16 protein-coding genes are annotated in these 17,720 nt (G+C 60.3%); 7 read left to right on the top strand and 9 right to left on the bottom strand.

Annotation, left to right across the window (positions count from 1 at the left end):
• Window positions 1-128: 128 nt before the first annotated feature.
• The 6 genes from HSRCO_RS00165 to HSRCO_RS00140 form a co-directional block, all read right to left on the bottom strand.
• Window positions 129-1,319, bottom strand: a complete 1,191-nt coding sequence (locus HSRCO_RS00165; protein ID WP_259518360.1) for an MFS transporter — start codon at window positions 1,317-1,319, stop codon at window positions 129-131.
• Window positions 1,320-1,406: 87 nt separating this feature from the next.
• Window positions 1,407-1,847 (bottom strand): universal stress protein, encoded by a 441-nt coding sequence (locus HSRCO_RS00160; protein WP_259518359.1) that lies wholly within the window; start codon window positions 1,845-1,847, stop codon window positions 1,407-1,409.
• Window positions 1,848-1,906: 59 nt separating this feature from the next.
• The gene (locus HSRCO_RS00155) at window positions 1,907-2,476 is read right to left on the bottom strand and encodes a hypothetical protein (RefSeq protein WP_259518358.1); all 570 of its coding nucleotides are present in this window, start codon (window positions 2,474-2,476) and stop codon (window positions 1,907-1,909) included.
• Window positions 2,477-2,606: 130 nt separating this feature from the next.
• Window positions 2,607-3,692, bottom strand: coding sequence for a tripartite tricarboxylate transporter substrate binding protein (locus HSRCO_RS00150; RefSeq protein ID WP_259518357.1), 1,086 nt, complete (start codon window positions 3,690-3,692; stop codon window positions 2,607-2,609).
• 147 nt (window positions 3,693-3,839) lie between these two features.
• Window positions 3,840-4,637, bottom strand: coding sequence for an SDR family oxidoreductase (locus HSRCO_RS00145; RefSeq protein ID WP_259518356.1), 798 nt, complete (start codon window positions 4,635-4,637; stop codon window positions 3,840-3,842).
• 87 nt (window positions 4,638-4,724) lie between these two features.
• Window positions 4,725-5,681, bottom strand: a complete 957-nt coding sequence (locus HSRCO_RS00140) for a hydroxyacid dehydrogenase (protein ID WP_259518355.1) — start codon at window positions 5,679-5,681, stop codon at window positions 4,725-4,727.
• Window positions 5,682-5,771: 90 nt separating this feature from the next.
• Here HSRCO_RS00140 and HSRCO_RS00135 point away from each other — a divergent pair, with 90 nt between their 5' ends.
• Complete coding sequence (locus tag HSRCO_RS00135) at window positions 5,772-7,175, top strand: SLC13 family permease (protein ID WP_259518354.1); 1,404 nt, start codon at window positions 5,772-5,774, stop codon at window positions 7,173-7,175.
• 9 nt (window positions 7,176-7,184) lie between these two features.
• On the opposite strand, the gene HSRCO_RS00130 is transcribed toward HSRCO_RS00135, so the two are convergent.
• Together HSRCO_RS00130 and HSRCO_RS00125 are read right to left on the bottom strand one after the other, a co-directional pair.
• Window positions 7,185-8,297: a mandelate racemase/muconate lactonizing enzyme family protein gene (locus tag HSRCO_RS00130; RefSeq protein WP_259518353.1), complete on the bottom strand. Its 1,113-nt coding sequence runs from the start codon at window positions 8,295-8,297 to the stop codon at window positions 7,185-7,187.
• A gap of 18 nt (window positions 8,298-8,315) precedes the next feature.
• Complete coding sequence (locus tag HSRCO_RS00125; protein ID WP_259518352.1) at window positions 8,316-9,278, bottom strand: aminopeptidase; 963 nt, start codon at window positions 9,276-9,278, stop codon at window positions 8,316-8,318.
• A gap of 352 nt (window positions 9,279-9,630) precedes the next feature.
• Between HSRCO_RS00125 and HSRCO_RS00120 the strand changes: the two genes are divergently transcribed.
• On the top strand, window positions 9,631-10,650 hold the full coding sequence (locus tag HSRCO_RS00120) for a YeiH family protein (RefSeq protein ID WP_259518351.1): 1,020 nt from the start codon (window positions 9,631-9,633) through the stop codon (window positions 10,648-10,650).
• 107 nt (window positions 10,651-10,757) lie between these two features.
• On the opposite strand, the gene HSRCO_RS00115 is transcribed toward HSRCO_RS00120, so the two are convergent.
• Window positions 10,758-11,423, bottom strand: coding sequence for a fumarylacetoacetate hydrolase family protein (locus HSRCO_RS00115; protein ID WP_259518350.1), 666 nt, complete (start codon window positions 11,421-11,423; stop codon window positions 10,758-10,760).
• Window positions 11,424-11,532: 109 nt separating this feature from the next.
• Between HSRCO_RS00115 and ggt the strand changes: the two genes are divergently transcribed.
• The 5 genes from ggt (at window position 11,533) to HSRCO_RS00090 (ending at window position 17,562) form a co-directional block, all read left to right on the top strand.
• A complete protein-coding gene (gene ggt, locus HSRCO_RS00110) occupies window positions 11,533-13,158 on the top strand; it encodes a gamma-glutamyltransferase (RefSeq protein ID WP_259518349.1) in 1,626 nt (541 codons plus the stop codon).
• Between the two features lie 80 nt (window positions 13,159-13,238).
• Window positions 13,239-13,997 (top strand): IclR family transcriptional regulator, encoded by a 759-nt coding sequence (locus tag HSRCO_RS00105; protein ID WP_259518348.1) that lies wholly within the window; start codon window positions 13,239-13,241, stop codon window positions 13,995-13,997.
• A gap of 421 nt (window positions 13,998-14,418) precedes the next feature.
• Window positions 14,419-16,326: an archaea-specific SMC-related protein gene (locus HSRCO_RS00100; RefSeq protein ID WP_259518347.1), complete on the top strand. Its 1,908-nt coding sequence runs from the start codon at window positions 14,419-14,421 to the stop codon at window positions 16,324-16,326.
• A 39-nt stretch (window positions 16,327-16,365) separates the two neighbouring features.
• Window positions 16,366-16,905: a rod-determining factor RdfA gene (rdfA, locus tag HSRCO_RS00095; protein ID WP_259518346.1), complete on the top strand. Its 540-nt coding sequence runs from the start codon at window positions 16,366-16,368 to the stop codon at window positions 16,903-16,905.
• 144 nt (window positions 16,906-17,049) lie between these two features.
• A complete protein-coding gene (locus HSRCO_RS00090; protein ID WP_259518345.1) occupies window positions 17,050-17,562 on the top strand; it encodes a helix-turn-helix domain-containing protein in 513 nt (170 codons plus the stop codon).
• Window positions 17,563-17,720: the final 158 nt, after the last annotated feature.

Here is a 17,720-nt window from a genome sequence, read left to right as displayed (position 1 = left end):
CTCATCAGGTGAAAGGAATGCACTGCCACTATTTAACATTTTGTCGTGATGGTTGATAGATGTTGCTGGCAGTACTGGTCGGGAACCATCCGAACCGATGGCAGCATAGCCCGCTGTGCCGCAGACGATTAGCCACCGGTATCGGTGGCCACGATGATCACCGTCGCGAGCAGGATAGCGACGAGCAAGCCGGCGAACGCAAATCGATACGTCGTAATCGACGCCGTGTATCCGACGAGGGCGGGCCCGATACTCCCGATTCCGATGTACGTGGTACGTGAGAGACCGAGATCGCCACCCATACTCCCGACGGGAAATCCGTCCATCAGATAGGCTTGCATCACGGGCGGGAACGCCTTCTGTCCGATAGCGAACAACGTAACGCCACCCACCACGACGGGCAGTGACGGGGAACTCACGATCACGACGATACCCATACCAGCCACCGCCAACCCCGCCGTAGCGACCACTGGTCTGGCGACGGTATCACTGATTCGGCCAGCAATCGGCCGAACCACGAGGCCGACTGCGTAGACGAGGCCGAACAATTGCGTCGCCAGGGCCAGCGAATAGCCGTATTCGACGTGGAGAAGCGTCGGGAGAAATCCAATGACGCCCTGGACGACGATATTGAAGAGGGCATACGCCGCGATCACGTTTCGGACCGCCGACGTTCCATAGATTCGTGTCGCGGTGCCGCGGATCGGAAAACCGATAGTTCCTGCCCGGAGCGGGTGCCGAATGAGAGCGACGAGGAGCACCGCGATGAGAACGGCGCCGATAACGACCGGTCCGTAGGCGAGTCGCCACGCCCCATAGCCGATGGCGCCGGTCGCGATGACGGTCGCTGCCACGCCACCGATGTCCGTTGCGGACGTGTTGAAGCCGAATGCGAGACCACGTCTCTCGGTGAACAGTTCGGTCACCTGGGCCCTGTCGGCCGGCCCGTAGATACCGACCCCAGCACCGAGTATCGCAGCACCGACCACGAAACCCAGGAGTGTGTTCGTCGTGAGAAACGTCACGCCACCCACGGCCACCACACCCAGTCCCGCCACCAGAATCGTCTTCCGGCTGAGGGTGTCCGAGAGATGACCACCAGGGTACTGGTGGAGGGCGTAGAATATCGCGGAGAGGGAGAGCGCGATGCCGGCCATCGTCGAGCTAATCTGTAGGTCCGTGACGATCGCGGGAAGGAGTGGTGGTAACAAACTGCGGCCCGTCTTCGTTATCGCCAGACCGAGCGTGACCCAGAAGAAGACGTGTTCCCGATGCCCCAGTTTGTGCCAGACGCGAGTGATATCACGAATAGTGGTCACGAAGAACGCTCCTCACGACGCCACCACGCCGAATCGAGGGGAGCCAACAGGGTAGCGGGTGGATACATCGTCGGTGACGGTGATTCACTACTCCTCGGACTTGTCGTGGAGGACCGTCACGACCGGGCAGGTGCAATTGAGGAGGATTTGTTGGGTGACGTCGCTGAACACTACCTTGCCGATGGGCGTTCGTTTTCGACCGTCGATGACCACGTAATCCGCCTCGATATCCGTGGCGTAGTCACAGACACGCGCTGGCACGTCGCCCACGAGTCCGACCGATTCGAACGCCATATCGGTCACGTCACCAACTCGTTCGGCGATATCGGCCGCGTGCTGTTTCATCTCGTCCATCTGAATCGGTTCGTCTCGCTCCTCCATACTCTGTAACTCCGTCGCGACGAAATCGTCGCGATTGATCACGTGAAGGACGACGAGATCGGTCTCGAGCGCACGGGCTAACCGTTTGGCCTCCTGGACGACTCCCGAGTCCGCGTCGTCTCTGTCGACTGCTGCGAGTACGGTCATGATTGCTGTTCGGTTGGTCGGGGAGATAAACGTTCGGGCTGCATTTTGTACCGGTTCACTCACAGAAACGCATCGGCGGTCTTCTTATCGATCCGATAGATCCGGGCCGAGCACTCGTCGTTCGAACAGGCGAACGAATAGTCATCGGTCCCCTCACAGCCACACTGACACCCACCCGTTTGCAGGGTGACGCCCGACCCACAGATGGGACACGAGGGGACGTAAATCCGCAACGTCGAGAGGATATGGCCTCGCGTTGCTGGGGCGAACGCGTCCCACTGGTCGTCGGTTTCCGCGAGCACCGCCGAGGCAGTGACGTCGGCGAGGAGGGCCGCCAGCGAGACCCATTGCCCGACGAGGACCCCATCCTGCAGCACGGAGACCCTTTCACTCTCCTCGACCGGTGTCACCTCGACGGCTTCGGCTGTCGTCTCGAGGAGCGACGCCAGTGCCTGGTGTAATCGGTCCGAATCCATGGTGGCCCCCTGGAAGGCCGCGAGTTTTCGCTCCCAGCGGTGTCGGACCGGGGTCGACACTGCCGGGTCCGCTCCGTCCTCGACCAGCGTCCCACTGTCCAGTAAATGTGTTCCAGGATCGAATCGTTCGGTGGATCGGTGTGTTTCGCTCATGTCAGGTGGTGGCCGGGGTCGGTCGGTCCACGATCGAGACCGGAGGTTCGTCTGGCCGCCGATACCGACGTCGCTCACGGGACTCCAGTCGACGCAGATTCACGGGTCAGCGGAAACCAGAGTGGGTCGATTACTCCTGGGCAAGTTCCCTGATCTGCTCGATGTCGACTTGCTGGGGAATCTGTTCGATGGAATCCTGAACCAGTGCATCCGCGTTCTCGGGGGGGCCGTACGAGAGTCCATTCCCGGACTCCTCGGACCACTGCTGTAGCTCGTCCGACTGAATTGCCTCCTCGATCGCCGAGGACAGGGTCTGGATCTTCTCGTCGTCAACTCCCGGGGGCATGTACATCCCGCGATTGAGTCCGCCGATGTAGTCGATGTTGTCGAAGCCCTGGTCCGTGAGTGACTCCGCGTCGGGAAAGACCGTACTCCCCTGACTCATCATGACCGCGACGACCTCGGCCCGACCGGATTCGACGACGCCTTCGATGGCGAGGTCGGAGCCGATCGTGGCCGGAATCTCGCCCGAAGCGACGGCCTGGCCAGCAGGTGCGCAGCCATCGTAACCGACGTAGTTCTCCCATTCGAGTCCCATCTGATTCCGCATTACCAGCGATCCGACGTGGTTGAGACCACCCTGGGCCTGGCACCCGCCGATCGCACTGAACTCGCCATCCTGGTACCGATCCACCAAGTCACCGAATCCGTCGACCTCCAGATCCGTGTTCGCGATGATGACGTACGGCGTCGTCGCGTACGTGCAGACCCCCTTCACCTCGGTGAGATCGAAGTCCGGTTCGAACACGAGGTACGACAACGGTGTGGAGGGTGGATTGAATCCACCCATCTCGTAGCCGTCCGGGTTCCCATTCACGATCTGTTCAGTTCCACGGAGGGACGCTCCCCCCGGCACGTTGTTGACCTGCAGATTGAGGCCAAGCATCTCGGTCGTCTTGCCCATGATCTGTCGGGCATACGTGTCCGTGCCCCCGCCCTCACTGAACGGAACGATGTACTCGATCGACCGGCCCTCTTCGGGGTAGACGTCTCCGCCGTCTCCGCCGTCTCCGCCACCACCATCGCCACCGTCTCCACCATCGGCACCATCGCCGCCATCACCACCGTCGCCATTCCCCGAACAACCGGCCAATCCCATCGTTGTTGCTACCGAGACTGTGCCTGCCAGCTTTACGAAATCACGCCTGTTGGGCATGTGCGAATGGTACACTATGTCGTATTATAATAAACCTTTGGGATAGATCCCTCTATATTTACGGACCGGCTGCTCCAGACACGAACGATTGGAGGTGAACCGAGCGAGCGAAGACCGTGCTGAACGGAGAACGGGAACCGGTGTCGCTCAGACGTTGGACGACATCGCACCGCCGTCGATGGCTATCGCGGTCCCGTTGACGTAACTCGCGACTGGCGAGGACAGCATGACGACGAACTCGCCGAACTCGTCTGGCTTCCCGAGTCGTCCAAGGGGAATCCCCTGTGATTTGGATTCGACAGCGGCCTCGTATGAGTCGTACTCGCCCCGGTCGATGGCAGCGTTGATCAGATCGACCTGCCGTTGTGTCTCCGTTGGACCGGGCATCACGACGTTCGTCCGGACGTCGGGGGCGAATTCGATCGAGAGCGTCTTCGCGAGTCCAGCCACCCCGGATCGAACGGCGTTCGAGAGGACGAGGCCATCGATTGCCTCTTTGACGCTCCGCGACGTCGAATTCACGATGGTTCCGCCACCGTCTTCTTTGAGGTGGGGATAGGCTTCTCGGCACAGTCGTACCACACTCATGACAAGTAGTTCGTACGCGAACTGCCAATCGTCGTCGTCCATCTCGAGGAACGGCCCGGACGGGGGACCACCGGCACTCGTCACGAGGTGGTCGATACCACCGAATTCGTCCACGGTGACGGCGACCAGTTCCTGAATGTCCGCCGCGCTGGTCAAGTCGCCTTGCACCGCGAGGACCTCGGCACCCGATTCGCTGACGGCCGATATCTCCGCTGTTGCTTCGTCCAGGGCCTCCTGGCTGATGTCGTTGATGACGACGTTGGCCCCTTCTCGGGCGAATTCCATCGCCGTTGCTTTTCCGAGTCCGTTACCGCCTGCGGTCACGATTGCCGTGTTACCGGCGATTCCGAGTTCCATTGTGCTAATACCCACCAAACAAGGGTTCGGGTTATTCAATAAGTGTTTCCATCGTTTCAGTGCGGTGGCGCTCGTACCCAGACGACATCAAGCGCCAGCGACTGCCAGATATCGGTCCGGGACGTCTCGGCCGGCGAGTATCGCGTTCACGTTCTGCGCCAATCTCTCGATCGTGGCTTCGGCGGCCTCGGCCGTCCGTGCCCCACTGTGGGGGGTGAGAACGACCGAATCTAGCTCGTGAAGTGGAGACGCTGGTGAGAGCGGTTCCGTTTCGAAGACGTCGAGTCCGGCCCCCGCGATCTCGCCGGTGGTAAGGGCCTCCGCGAGCGCATCTTCGCGGACGATTGGACCCCTGGCCGTGTTGACGAGCACGGCGGAGTCCCGCATCCGAGAGAGTTCGTCGGCACCGATCATTCCTCGTGTTTCGTCGGTCAGTGATGCATTGACGCTGACGACGTCGGCCGACTGGAGCAACCGGTCGAGGTCCACGCGAGTCCCACCGAGAATCTGGGTGTCCTCGGGTTGGATGTAGGGGTCGTAGATCAGTAACTGGACGTTGAATCCCTGTAGGAGGCCGGCGAGTCGGCTGCCGATATTTCCGAATCCGATGATCCCGACGGTCTTTTCCGCCAATTCGGTCCCGATCGGCGTCTCGTCCCGCCATCCACCACCTTCGAGGATCTCCTGCAGCCGCGGTGTCCGTCTGAGGACGGCGAGCGTCAACCCGAGGGCGTGTTCCGCGACGGACAGGGCGTTGATCCCAGGCGTGTATGTCACGGGGATGCCGAGGTCCTCGGCAGCACGAAGGTCGACGTTGTCGATACCGGTCCCGAGTTTGCCGACGACTTCGAGGTCGGTCTCCGTCAACACCCGACGAGTAACGGGGAGTCGCGACGTGGTGAAAAGAACATCCGTCTCCTTCAACGACTGGATCAGCGCCGCCGCATCGGGATCGCCGCCAACCGTCGTCTCGATTCCGGCATCGAGCGTTTCGATGAGGAGGTCAGTCGGCTGGATATCCTGGTCAATGAGTGCTGTTGTCATCGCACACTCTCCGGTACGGGGGAGAGGAGATAAGTGTTCGGAGGGGGGCGACCGAAGTAGTAATCATCCCCCGTTACGATTGTGCGGTAGATGCAACGGATAGGACGTCTCGGGCGATTATTGACGGTCTGGGCGGTCCGGCCAGCAGTCGGTGCCCTACTCGCCCTCGCCGTCCTCCTCACCGGGATATTCCTCGAGACATCACTCTCCGTGACCGCCCAGCGGTCCCTGACCATCTTCGTCTTTGCCGCCGTTCTGTGGGTGACCAAACCGGTTCCACTGGGCGTCTCGAGCCTGTTGAGTGTGGTCTTACTACCGTTGCTCGGGGTCACCGACACCTTCGATGCGGCTGCAACCGGGTTCGCCTCTCGACTCGTCTTCTTTCTCCTCCTGCTTTTCCTCCTCGGTGAGGCGATTACGAAGGTCGGGCTCGACGAGCACGTCGCTCGACAGCTCCTGACCGCCTCGAGCACACCGAAAGGGTCGCTTCATCGGCTCTCGGGATACCTGTTGACGACGGCGTTGTTCATGCCCTCGGGGATCGCCAGGACGGTCACCTTCGTCCCGATCGTCGATCGTCTCAACGACCTGTACGAGTTGAGCGAGCGAAACGATTTCCTCCGGTCCGCCTACCTCCTGGTCGGGCAGATCAACCCGATAGCGTCGTTGGCTCTCATGACCGGCGGCGGAATGGCGATTCTCTCCTCGGAGATCATCCGGATCGACATCCGGGCGATCACCTGGCTCGAATGGCTGGTGTACATGCTGCCACCGATCGTCGTCATCTATGGAGTGAGCGCCCTCGTCCTCGCCGAGGTGTTCTCGGTGAACGATACGGTAACCGTCTCACACACAGCGGCGTCGACAGTCGATATCACCCACGACCAGAAGGTCGTCGCCGTCGTCATTACCGCGACGATCGCCCTCTGGGTTATTGGTTCCCTAACTGGACTATCGACGATCGTACCGCCGATGTTGGCCGTCGTGGTATTGACTGCACCCGGCGTTCGTGTCCTCACCGAACAGGATCTTCGGACCGTCAACTGGGGGATTCTTCTGCTCTTCGGTGCGATCCTCTCCTTGATCGCGTCGCTGAAGCAGACGGGGGCGATGGCGTTCTTGATCGAGTGGCTACTGGGGCTCGTTCCGTTGACGACCTACCCCGTCTGGCTGGCCATTGCCATCGTTCTCTTCGGCGTCGTCCTGCTCAGACTCCTGTTCTCGACGGCCTCGGCCTGTCTGGCCATTACCCTCCCAGTCATCATCACGCTCGCGGAGACGCTCTCGATCGAACCGCTGTTTTTCGCCTTCTCGACCGTCATCATCGTCGGTTCGACGACGCTCCTGCCGTTTCATCTGCCGACGGTCCTCATCGTCAACGAACATTACAGTGGGTTGCACAATCGAGACGTGTTCTTCGTCGGGCTGTTGTCGCTGGTCGTCGCCTCGGTCGTGACCGCGCTCAGTTGGTGGCTCTACTGGCCGATGCTCTGAGCGGGAGCGTCAGGAGACCGTGTGTGTCTCGTCGGTGACCTCCTCGAGCGCCGACCGATCGACATCGACACCGTGGCCGCTCCCGGTCGGCAGTTCGGCATACCCATTCTCGATCGTGAGTCCCGCGAACGGTTCGGCGGCCATCTTGAGCGGGCCCACACTCTCCACGGCGCCGAACACGGCGTCGTGTGTCGCGGTCATGGTCACTTCGGCCGCCGTTGCCGGGGAGAGGCCGAACCCGTGGCCGACCACGACCGTCGTGTCCGCGAGGGCGGCCGCTTCGAGCACTCGACGGGTCCCCAGGACGCCACCCATCCTGAGGATCTTGACCTTGATCCGGTCGGCCGCGCCCCGGGCGAGAATGTCGAACGCGTCCGCCGCGGTCTGGATGGCCTCGTCGGCCATGATGACCGTCGAGGTGGAATCGGTCACCCTGGCGAGACCGTCGACGTCACCTTTCGGGACGGGCTGTTCGAGGTGTGTCAGCGGGTAATCCTCCAGGCGCTTTGCGACCTCGATGGCCGTCTCGACGTCGTAGCCCTGATTCACGTCGGCCCGCACGTCCATCCCCTCCTCGCAGACTGCATCGCACACCGCTGCGACTCGCTCGACGTCGGTGTCGGCGTCCCCGGAGAGTTTGATCTTGATCGACCGATAGCCGTCAGCGAGCCATTCTCTTGCCTCCTCAGCCATCGTCTCGGGCGTATCGATGCCGACCCAGCCGTTGAGCGGGACCCGGTCGCGTCGCGCGCCCCAGAGGAGTTCGGATAGTGGCTGGTCGTGGACCGTGCCATACCAGTCGAGGAAGGCGACTTCGAGTGCACATTTCGCGTTCGGGATCTGATCGACCGCGGCGAATACTTCGAGGAGGGCGTTCGGCGTCCTCGGGTCGGCCTCGAGTACCGCCGGGCCGAGTCGGTCTCGGAGACTGGCGACGATCTCGTCGTGTGTCTGGATGGAGTATCCCGGTGTCGCATCGGCGGTCCCGATGCCGTACTCTCCCTCTCCGGTGATCTCGACGAGAGTCGATTCCATCTCGTCGAAATCCCGGTGGTGAGCACTGCCGTAGGACTGGTGCATGGGCACCGAGAGGCGACGGATGGTGATTGAATCGATGGACATGGCTGCGTTGATCTCCCGCTAGTCGTCGAGCAGTTCCGTCCGCAGTCGGCCGTCCTCCACCACGACCGTCTCGTCGAGTGTGATCGTCGGGTGGCGGAGCACACCGTCGAGGTGGATCTCGCTCTTCGTCGTCCCGCCCAGCGATTCGTTGTCGCCGATGGCGAAATGCATCGTCCCCGCCCGCTTTTTGTCCTCGGCCAGGTTCCCGATAAGTTTCGCCTTGGGGTTCGTTCCGATGGCGAATTCGGCGAGGTTCCCCGCGTTCTCGTCGCTCTCGTCGAGGATTCGCTGGAGTTCGGTTGCCTCCTCGCCGCCACTGACGTCGGTGACGAACCCGTCCTCGAACGCCACCTCGATGGGCGTCTCGAGTTGACCGATGTTGTCCATCGAGACGTCGAAGACGACCGTCCCATTCGCCGTTCCCTCCACGGGGTGGGTTGGCGACTCTCCCGGCGGCAAGGTCGCAAAGCCATACTCCTCGTGGAAGAAGCCATCGAGCGAGAATGCCTGTGTCCCCTCGATGCTGAACCGGATGTCAGTCCCCTCTTTGCTTTCAACGTGGGCACTGTCCGCCGCGGTCATGATCTCCGCGAGCGCCTCGGTCCGCTGTTTAAGTTCGTCGAAGTCGACCGTCATCGCCCCCTCGACCATCATATCCTCCGTGACGCTTCGAAGGATCCCCGTCCGAGTGCCGGTATCGGCAGCCTCTAACCGGGCTCGCGTGTGCGTTATCGCTTTCGTGGTACAGGTGAAGACGACGTCGGCCTCGGCCATCCCCGTGGCGATGGTCGACGGGGGTTCGTTCCCGTGACTCTCGAGCAGTGGCATGATCGCGGTGATCGTCTCGGCCTCGGCCGCGTTACAGGCTCTTGCAATGCTTTTCGCGACGCCGACCTTACGGGGGTCGGTGACGACGAAGACCTCCTCACCGGGTTCGACGGCGAGACATTTCTCGACGATGTCCGCCGAGGTTTTGCTCATCTCCAGATCTAACATCTCTTCGGGCATAACGTATGTTCTGGACACTGGCTCGTGCATAAGTGTTCCGGGGGTCGCGGGATCTATGGCCCTTCAGGGGCCAGTACGGGCGTCTGCGGCGCTCGATGTTCCTCATCCGACAGACCGGGAACCGGCGTGGAAATATCCCAAAACCATAAATACAAGTCCACAAGTTAGAAGGCTGTACTATGACCGCGGACTCTGCGGAGGAGCAGTCGTACTGGGGAGCGTCTCGCTCGCTCACGAATCACTGGACCCGACTCGATAGGGGGTGGAAGGCAACGGTGGTCGGGGCAGGATTTCTGCTAGTGGCACTGGCAAACGTACAGATTCCATGGTGAGCCAGCTGCGCGAGGCGGCCCTCCACGTGCTCCCGGGCCTCCTCTTGCTCTTCGTCGTCGGCATCGCGGCCAGGATCGGCGCCGGATACGTTCCGGTCGTCAACTATCTGATCCTCGCCGTCGTGCTCGGCGCTGTGCTGGTGAACCTGTTCGGGCTTCCAGCGTGGGCCAGCGCAGGTGTTTCATCGCACAAGCTCCTCCTCGAGGCGGGAATCGTTCTGATGGGGGCGCGGATCTCACTGGCAGCCGTTTCGGATGCGGGACCCAAGATAGTGGTCCTGGTGGTGGCGACCGTGGCGTTCACGGCCATCCTCACGGAGCTACTGTCACGGAACGTCTTCGGCCTGGCCAACAAGATGGGGTCGCTGATGGCCAGCGGGGCAGCCATCTGTGGCGTCTCGGCAATCGTCGCAGTCGCCGGAGGAATCGACGCGAAAAAAGACCAGATCGCGTTCGCCGTCGCGACGATACTGCTCTTCGACGCCGTCACGTTGTTCGTGTACCCGATTCTGGGTACCATACTGAACTTACAGGACGTCGTCTTCGGGGTCTGGGCTGGCCTCAGTATGTTCAGCACCGGCCCGGTCGCTGCTGCTGGGTTCGCCTACTCGGACACGGCGGGGCAGTGGGCGACGATGACGAAACTGACGCGTAACCTGTTCATCGGCCTCGCGGTCATCGCGTATGCCGGGTACTACGCTCGGGCGGAGTCGAAGACGGGAACGGTCGACCGGCCACTCGGCCTCTTCTGGCAGAACTTCCCGAAATTCGTACTGGGATTTGTGGCCATGATGGTGATCGCCAACGTCGGCATCCTCTCCGACGGACAACTGGCCACACTGGAGAACTCGTACAAGTGGCTCTTCCTCTTCGCGTTTGCGGGCCTCGGAATGGGCATCAACGTCGATGAGATGCGGGCGACGGGGTTCAGGCCGGTGCTGTTGACCCTGACCGCACTCACGATCGTCAGTATCACGACGCTCGTCGTCGTCTCGGCGCTATTCGGTGTGTAGTCGAGCGGCTGGCCGCGCTCTCGAGTTCGCACCGGCGAAAAATATGAACGTGATTCGGGGAGTGTGCTTGTGACCGACTCACAGCCTCGCTCGGCCCGTCTTGACTATCAGTCGACGTGCTCGATCGGATTCGTCAACTCGCCGATTTTCTCCACTTTGCACGTGACTTCTTCGGCGTCATCCAGGTAGCCAGTCGGTTGCGACGGGTCACCCAGTGAGATGACGTCGTTCTCTTGCAAGTTGATGATCTTGCTCACGTGGGCGATCAGTTCGACCACGGTGAAGTCCATCGTGTCGGTGGAACCCGATACCACCGTTTCCCCGTCGATGAATGCCTCGACCATCGTATCGTTATCGATGGCATCGGCTTCGAGCGGTTCGTACCCGGCGAGTGTCGGGCTGAACGTCGGGAAGCTCTTGTAGCCTCGCCCGAGCGACCCTTCCTGCTCCGGGTAGGGGTAGGCGGGGAATTTCCCTTTCGCCGTGACGTCGTTCGAGATGGTGAACCCCTTCACCGCCGCTGCGGCTTCTTCTTCGGTCGCCTGCCAGAGCCCGTCACCGACGTCGTCGATGATGACTGCCGGTTCTGGGCCCGGGACCACGTCTTCGACGTAGGAGGGGATCTCGATCGCTTCGCCCTCCGGGATGATTCCCTGGTGGGGAACCGTCCACATGATCGGCCACTCCGGTTCGGCGTCCTGTCTTCGGTGGGTCGAAAAGCTGCCACCGAGTGCGATAAACGTCCCAATGCTGTCGAGGTCGAATTGTTCCATAGGGTGTGACCCTCACCCACACCATATTCAGTCGAGGCTATAAAACTATGCGTTGTGGAGCGCGTGGGCGGCGCGTAGATTTATTGTCCTGTACCCTCCAGGGAGGTGTATGGTTACGTCTGGCAACCTCGACCGTTTCAACTCTCGTCGTTCTACCGCGTACCATCCGAACGGGATTGTCGCCACGAGCCAACCACTCGCCGCCAGCGTCGGCAGAGATATTCTCAAAGATGGTGGAAATGCATTCGATGCAGCGGTGGCGACTGCGGCGGTGTTGAACGTCGTCGAACCAACCAGTACCGGAATCGGCGGCGACGTGTTCGCCCTGTATCGGACGGCGGACGGGGACGTCGGTGCCCTGCAAAGTAGCGGGCATGCACCGAAGGCGGCGACGATCGATCGGGTCAGAGAGCGGGCGGCAGCGGAACAGGGTGTGGACGAAGCGGACGCCACGATGCCGCTGACCGGGGGATTGACCGTGACAGTTCCCGGAACCGCTCGGGGCTGGGAATCGATCGCCGATCGGTACGGACGACTCCCGTTGGATACCCTCCTCGAACCGGCGATCGAGTACGCTCGAGATGGCTACCCGGTCACCGAATTCATCGCGGAGAAATGGAAACACGCGGACGAGCTATTCACCGACGACTACGCACGAGACACCTTCCTCCCCAGCGGACGACCGCCGACGCCCGGCGAACATATCGAACTCCCCGACCTCGCGGCAACGTTCTCGACCATCGCCGCCGACGGGGCGGATGGGTTGTACGATGGTCCCCTGGGCGAACGGATCGTCGAAACCGTCCAGGAAGCGGGGGGACTCCTCACGATGGCCGATCTGCGGGAGTTCGCCGTCGAGTACCCCGAACCGATATCCACCACGTACCGCGGCGTGGAGGTCTTCGAACTGCCACCCAACAATCAGGGCCTGGTCGTCCTCGAGGCCCTCAACATCGCCGATGAACTGGCTGCCGATGGCGTGGACCCGAGCGACCCCGAACGAATCCACCAGCTCGTCGAATCGATGAAAGCCGCCTTCACCGACGGGCACCATTACATCACTGATCCCGAGTACGAATCGGTTCCCCCACTCCACGAGAAGGACTACGCTCGCAAGCGGGCGTCCGACATCGGTCCGGCCGCAACGGAGGACGTCGATATCGGCGTGCCCAATGGCCGATCCGAAGACGCAGACACGGTGTTGCTCACCGTCGCAGATGCCGCGGGCAACGTCGTCTCGTTCATCAATTCGCTGTTCAAGGGATTCGGGAGCGGACTGGTCGTCCCCGGGACCGGTATCGCCCTCCAGAACCGGGGTCGGTCGTTCTCCCTGGACCCCGACCACCCGAACCACATCGCGCCAGGCAAACGACCGTTCCATACCCTGATTCCAGGTCTCGCACGATTCGACGCCGACGACTGGATGGCGTTCGGCGTGATGGGCGGGTTCATGCAACCGCAAGGCCACCTGCAGGTGATAACGAACCTCGTCGACAGGGGCATGACCGAACAGGCGGCACTCGACGAACCGCGGTGGCGGTACCGTGCCGATGGACGGGTCGCCGTCGAGGCACGCATGGACACCCAGACGGTCTCCACGTTGGTCAGGAAGGGACACGACCTCACGGTGATGTCTCCGGAGAGCTTCGGTGGGGGACAGATCGCCCGCTATGCGGATGGTACGCTCATCGGGGGCACCGATCCCCGTAAGGACGGCATCGTTTCCGGTTACTGACCGAATCGTTCGAAGCACTTCGGCAGCGTGTTCAGACCTGGTGAACAGCCTTATGCATGAGGACTGTGTACGAATGCCACATGAGCCACCAAGACAATCTCGTCGGGTCGGTCGGAACGTCGTTCGCGATCATCGAGTATCTCAAAGAGAACGACGACGCCGGAATTACGGATATCTCACGAGGGATCGGGGTGACGAAAAGTACCGTGTTCAATCACGTGCGGACCCTGGAGGACAACGACGTCCTCATTCGTCATGGAGACCAGTACCGACTCAGCCTCAAGTTCCTCGACTACGGCGAGCACGTCCGTCGGAACGTCGACCTCTTTAGAGTGGGCAAATCACTCATCGACGATCTCTCCGAAGGGACCGGGGAGGTGGCCAACATCATGGTTCCCGAAAACGGGCGTGGGGTCTATCTGTACAAATCGATGGGTGAGAAGGCCGTCAAACACGATACGCGCGCAGGGAAGCGAATCTGTCTGCACTGCACTGCTCTGGGCAAATCGATCCTCTCTCAGATGAGCGAAAGCGAGGTCGATGCGGTCATCGAACAGCACGGACTCGCGAAGATGACCGAGAGCACGATCACGAGCAGGGACGAACTCTTCGAGGAACTCGAGCAGATCAGAGAACGAGGCTATGCGATCAACACCGGCGAACGGAACGAACGGGTCCGCTGTGTCGGCGCACCCATCCAGGCACACGGTGAGGTGCGGGGAGCGATCAGCGTCTCTGGGCCGGAAACACGGATGAAAAACGACGAGTTCATCGAGGGCATCGCCACCCAGGTCCAGGAGACCGCGAACGTGATCGAGATCAACCTCGAGCACGGATGAATACCGTCAAGTGATCGCCGGATCCTGTCGGTAAATTTCCCATAACGTGAATCGATTCCGAGTTCGGTTGTTCAGTAGTGCCGAACGGCCCTGTTCGCCTCGATGGCAGGAATATTGGGGACAACGTAGTCCAGTCCGTATTCTGTGCCAAATTCCACAGAACTACCGATTGGAACCAGTACTACCTGGCGTTCATCCCTACTGAACGGTGGGTTGGCGATAGAATACAGCCAGGCGCGACACGACCCACCCCTCCTCGACACCTTTCCATCATAATGGCGGAAAGACGGTCTCGTTCAGCGCCACAGCGGGCGTTCCCGGTCCGCCCGTTTCGATTCGCGAGCGACGGACATTTACATAATTAGCGTGTAAAGGGAACCGAATCCGAATCATTATATGAGATGCACATGAATAGCCGCCAATGAATCGGAGCGAACAGTCGGCGTCTCACGTCGAAATCTCCAATCTCGGAGGCATCGATCGGCTCGAAATGACCGTGCCCCCTGGCGTCAATATCCTCGCCGGAGAGAATGCAACGAACAGGTCGTCGTTTCTCAAATCGGTCGCCGCCGCCCTCGGCGGTGACGAGTCCGCCGTCTCGCTCAAATCGGACGCCGACGAGGGTTCGGTTCGGGTCGAAATCGGCGAGATGACCGGGGATAGAGAATACCGTCGAAACGGTGGAACGGTCCAGCGCATGGGCAGTCCCATCACCACGGAGTCGGAACTCGTCGACACGTACGTCTCGATCTTCGCGACGAATCCCGCCCGCTCTGCGATCCGACACGGTGGCGAGGGGCTACGAGATATCCTCATGCGCGGTGTCGATACGTCCGCTATCTCGGAGCGGATCCGATCGCTCAAACGGGAACGTGACGACCTGGAGAGGGAATTGGCCGACATCGAACAGACAAAGAGCGATCTGCCGGCCCTTCGGGAACGGGAACATTCCCTGGAAAACGACCTCGAGACGGTCGAAGCGGAAATCGAGACGATCGAGGCCGAGATCGAGACGTACGAGAGCACGACCGAGGAGATAGAAGCAGCGAAGGCGCATCTAGAGGAATTGGAACGCCTTCGAGACAAACTCGGTCGAGTGGAGCGGGAGATAACCACTACCGAGGAATCACTCGCGGAGTACGAGGACGAGAAGGCCGACCTCACCGAAGCGCTGGACGACGTATCGATTCCAGTGAATCGGCGAACCGAACTCGAGGACGAACTGAATAGAATCGAGACCGATATCGCCGACACACGATCGACGGTGAGAGAGCTCAGCGACATCATCGCCAACAACCAGTCCATCATCGAGGGAGAGGAGGCGATAGCCGAGTTCAACACGAGCGAGGACGTCGCCGCAAAGTTGAACCCAAAACAGGCGACCGTGGAGTGTTGGACCTGTGGGACCGAAGTGAATCGATCGAAGATCGAGACGCGTATCGAAACACTGGAATCGATCCGCCAGGAGAAAAACGACGAGTTGCAGGAGCGCAAACGGCGGAAATCGGAGATCGAATCGGAGATCGCCGACATCCAGACCAGAGAATCCGAACGATCGCAGTTGAAAACGGAACTTCGGGAGGTAGAACGGACGATCGAGTCCGAACGTGACGCACTCGAGGAGTTGAACGAAGAAGCCGAACGGCTCGAAGCGGAAATCTCACAGGTGGAAACGCGCGTCGAAGAGACGGAAGAGCTCCGGGAGAGCGATCTACCAGCGGCGTACCAGCGATTGAGCAAGAAAGAACACGAGCGAGGAACGATCGAATCGAAACTTCAGTCAGTTAGATCGACGATCGACGAAAAAGAAGCGCAAATCGGTGAGACGGCGACGATCGAAGAACAGCTAGACGAGTGTAGAGACGAACTGGAGAAAACACGTGGTGAGATCGATAGAATAGAGCGGGATCTCGTCGACCAGTTCAACACGCAGATGGAAGACCTCATCGACCTGCTCGATTACGAGAACATCAGCCGGGTCTGGCTCGAACGTCTCTCGACGGATGAGGGGTCGGTCTCAGCATTCGATATCCACGTGGTGAGGGAGTCCGCCGATGGGACGGTATACGAAGACTCACTCGAGAACCTCTCCGAATCGGAGCGAGAGATCATCGGTATCGTCGTCGCGCTGTCCGGCTATCTGGTTCACGATCTAGCGGAAGCCGTGCCGATGGTCCTCTTCGACTCCATCGAATCGATCGACGCCACTCGCCTCGAGAACCTCTTTCGGTACATCAACGAATACGCACCGACCATCGTCGCTGCTCTCCTCCCGGAGGACGCTGCAGCGGTATCCGAGCACACGATCGAACAGCCGTTCGCGAACTGAATCATGACCGAAAGATCATCGAGACGAAAGGTGGCACAGATGCGGCGAAAGTACGAACTGGAGGGGATCGACGACCAATTACGGTCGAGATACGTCGACGGCGACGCATCGTTACGTGAACTAGAACGATTCGTCAACATCGAGATCGCGAGGTCGTTCCTCGATGGAGAGCCCTTCTCCCCGGTCACCGTCTATCGAACCCTCCGAGACCCGGATGGGGACGTCTCGACCAGTGAGAAGACGGATCTTCGTCGCCGTCTCCGCCTCGAGAACATCGACGTCGAACGGCTCGAATCCGACTGGGTCAGCCACATGTCGGTTCGAACGTACCTCACGAAGGATCTCGGGATCGATACCACACGGGAGGCGAGATCGTCGATCACGCCCGAGACGGCGATCGACCAGATCAGGGGGCTGCTCTCCCGCGACGAGAGCATCATCTGGAATAATGTATCATCCGTGGAGGGGTTCGACGAATCCCGATGGGACCTCCACGCCGAGGTCCATCTTCTCGATCAGGAGACCGGCGAGACGAAACTGTTGACCGAACATCTCCGAGATCTCGAGGCAGACGAATAGTCGCAACGGCCATCTTTCCGGCAGTTCGTTTTCGTCGATTGTCGAGGGCGATGGAGCATTTTCCCGTCCGCAGGAATCCCCCGTGAAGTGGCGGATACGATCAGTAATCGTTAGAATTATTTACTCATACATAGTCGTCACGATATGGAAACACTCGCAGCGATTTCGCAATCCGATCTTCGTGATGCCCTGGACGATATCGACGGAGGACGGGCAGCGACGCGACTTTTCGCCGCACTCGCCTACGAGAACGGCGTGACCCAATCCGAGTTGGCTAACTGGTTCGACGTCGAGCGCAAAACCGTATACAACTGGCTCACACGCCTCGACGCCGAGAACTTGGTCGAATCGGCGACAGATAGCGACCGTCCCGGCCGCAATCGCCGATTGACCGATTCGCAGTTCGCGGAATTCACCGAAGCCCTCCACGAACCACCCGAAAATGTTGGATTCGACGCTGCCGGCTGGACGCCGACGCTCGCCCAGCGCTTCCTCCGAGAAGCGTACGGGGTCGAGTATTCGATTCCAAGCTGTCGTCGGTTGATGAAAGAGGCAGGCCTGACATATAGGCCAACGGATGCCATAGAGAGAGACGACGTTTCAAAAGATCGTGGAGAGTTATCCGTCGATCGTTCAAAATACTGGGTTCCCGAGTGATCCGTATCCGTTCGGCGGTATCCGTGAGCGATATTGCTGGGGAAACTGTTTCGCGTCGAAGGGTGGATGCGGGGCATCGAATTTCTTTGATATATCAGTTGAAAAGAGAGGTGCGCAAAATATTCTAACGTACGGTTCGGTATTTTCGCCTCACGGAC

This window comes from Halanaeroarchaeum sp. HSR-CO, assembly GCF_024972755.1.
Classification (GTDB): Archaea; Halobacteriota; Halobacteria; order Halobacteriales; family Halobacteriaceae; genus Halanaeroarchaeum.
The sequence above is the reverse complement of the archived record's forward strand: the minus strand, read 5'-3'. Positions and strand labels throughout refer to the sequence as shown.

Coding starts and splice junctions, on each gene's coding strand:
- HSRCO_RS00145 (WP_259518356.1), bottom strand. CDS start 4,637: ATGGAACTCGGAATCGCCGGTAACACGGCAATCGTGACCGCAGGCGGT.
- HSRCO_RS00150 (WP_259518357.1), bottom strand. CDS start 3,692: ATGCCCAACAGGCGTGATTTCGTAAAGCTGGCAGGCACAGTCTCGGTA.
- HSRCO_RS00130 (WP_259518353.1), bottom strand. CDS start 8,297: ATGTCCATCGATTCAATCACCATCCGTCGCCTCTCGGTGCCCATGCAC.
- HSRCO_RS00100 (WP_259518347.1), top strand. CDS start 14,419: ATGAATCGGAGCGAACAGTCGGCGTCTCACGTCGAAATCTCCAATCTC.
- HSRCO_RS00155 (WP_259518358.1), bottom strand. CDS start 2,476: ATGAGCGAAACACACCGATCCACCGAACGATTCGATCCTGGAACACAT.
- HSRCO_RS00115 (WP_259518350.1), bottom strand. CDS start 11,423: ATGGAACAATTCGACCTCGACAGCATTGGGACGTTTATCGCACTCGGT.
- rdfA (WP_259518346.1), top strand. CDS start 16,366: ATGCGGCGAAAGTACGAACTGGAGGGGATCGACGACCAATTACGGTCG.
- HSRCO_RS00105 (WP_259518348.1), top strand. CDS start 13,239: ATGAGCCACCAAGACAATCTCGTCGGGTCGGTCGGAACGTCGTTCGCG.
- HSRCO_RS00140 (WP_259518355.1), bottom strand. CDS start 5,681: ATGACAACAGCACTCATTGACCAGGATATCCAGCCGACTGACCTCCTC.
- HSRCO_RS00160 (WP_259518359.1), bottom strand. CDS start 1,847: ATGACCGTACTCGCAGCAGTCGACAGAGACGACGCGGACTCGGGAGTC.
- HSRCO_RS00090 (WP_259518345.1), top strand. CDS start 17,050: ATGGAAACACTCGCAGCGATTTCGCAATCCGATCTTCGTGATGCCCTG.
- HSRCO_RS00120 (WP_259518351.1), top strand. CDS start 9,631: ATGGTGAGCCAGCTGCGCGAGGCGGCCCTCCACGTGCTCCCGGGCCTC.
- ggt (WP_259518349.1), top strand. CDS start 11,533: ATGGTTACGTCTGGCAACCTCGACCGTTTCAACTCTCGTCGTTCTACC.
- HSRCO_RS00125 (WP_259518352.1), bottom strand. CDS start 9,278: ATGAGCAAAACCTCGGCGGACATCGTCGAGAAATGTCTCGCCGTCGAA.
- HSRCO_RS00135 (WP_259518354.1), top strand. CDS start 5,772: ATGCAACGGATAGGACGTCTCGGGCGATTATTGACGGTCTGGGCGGTC.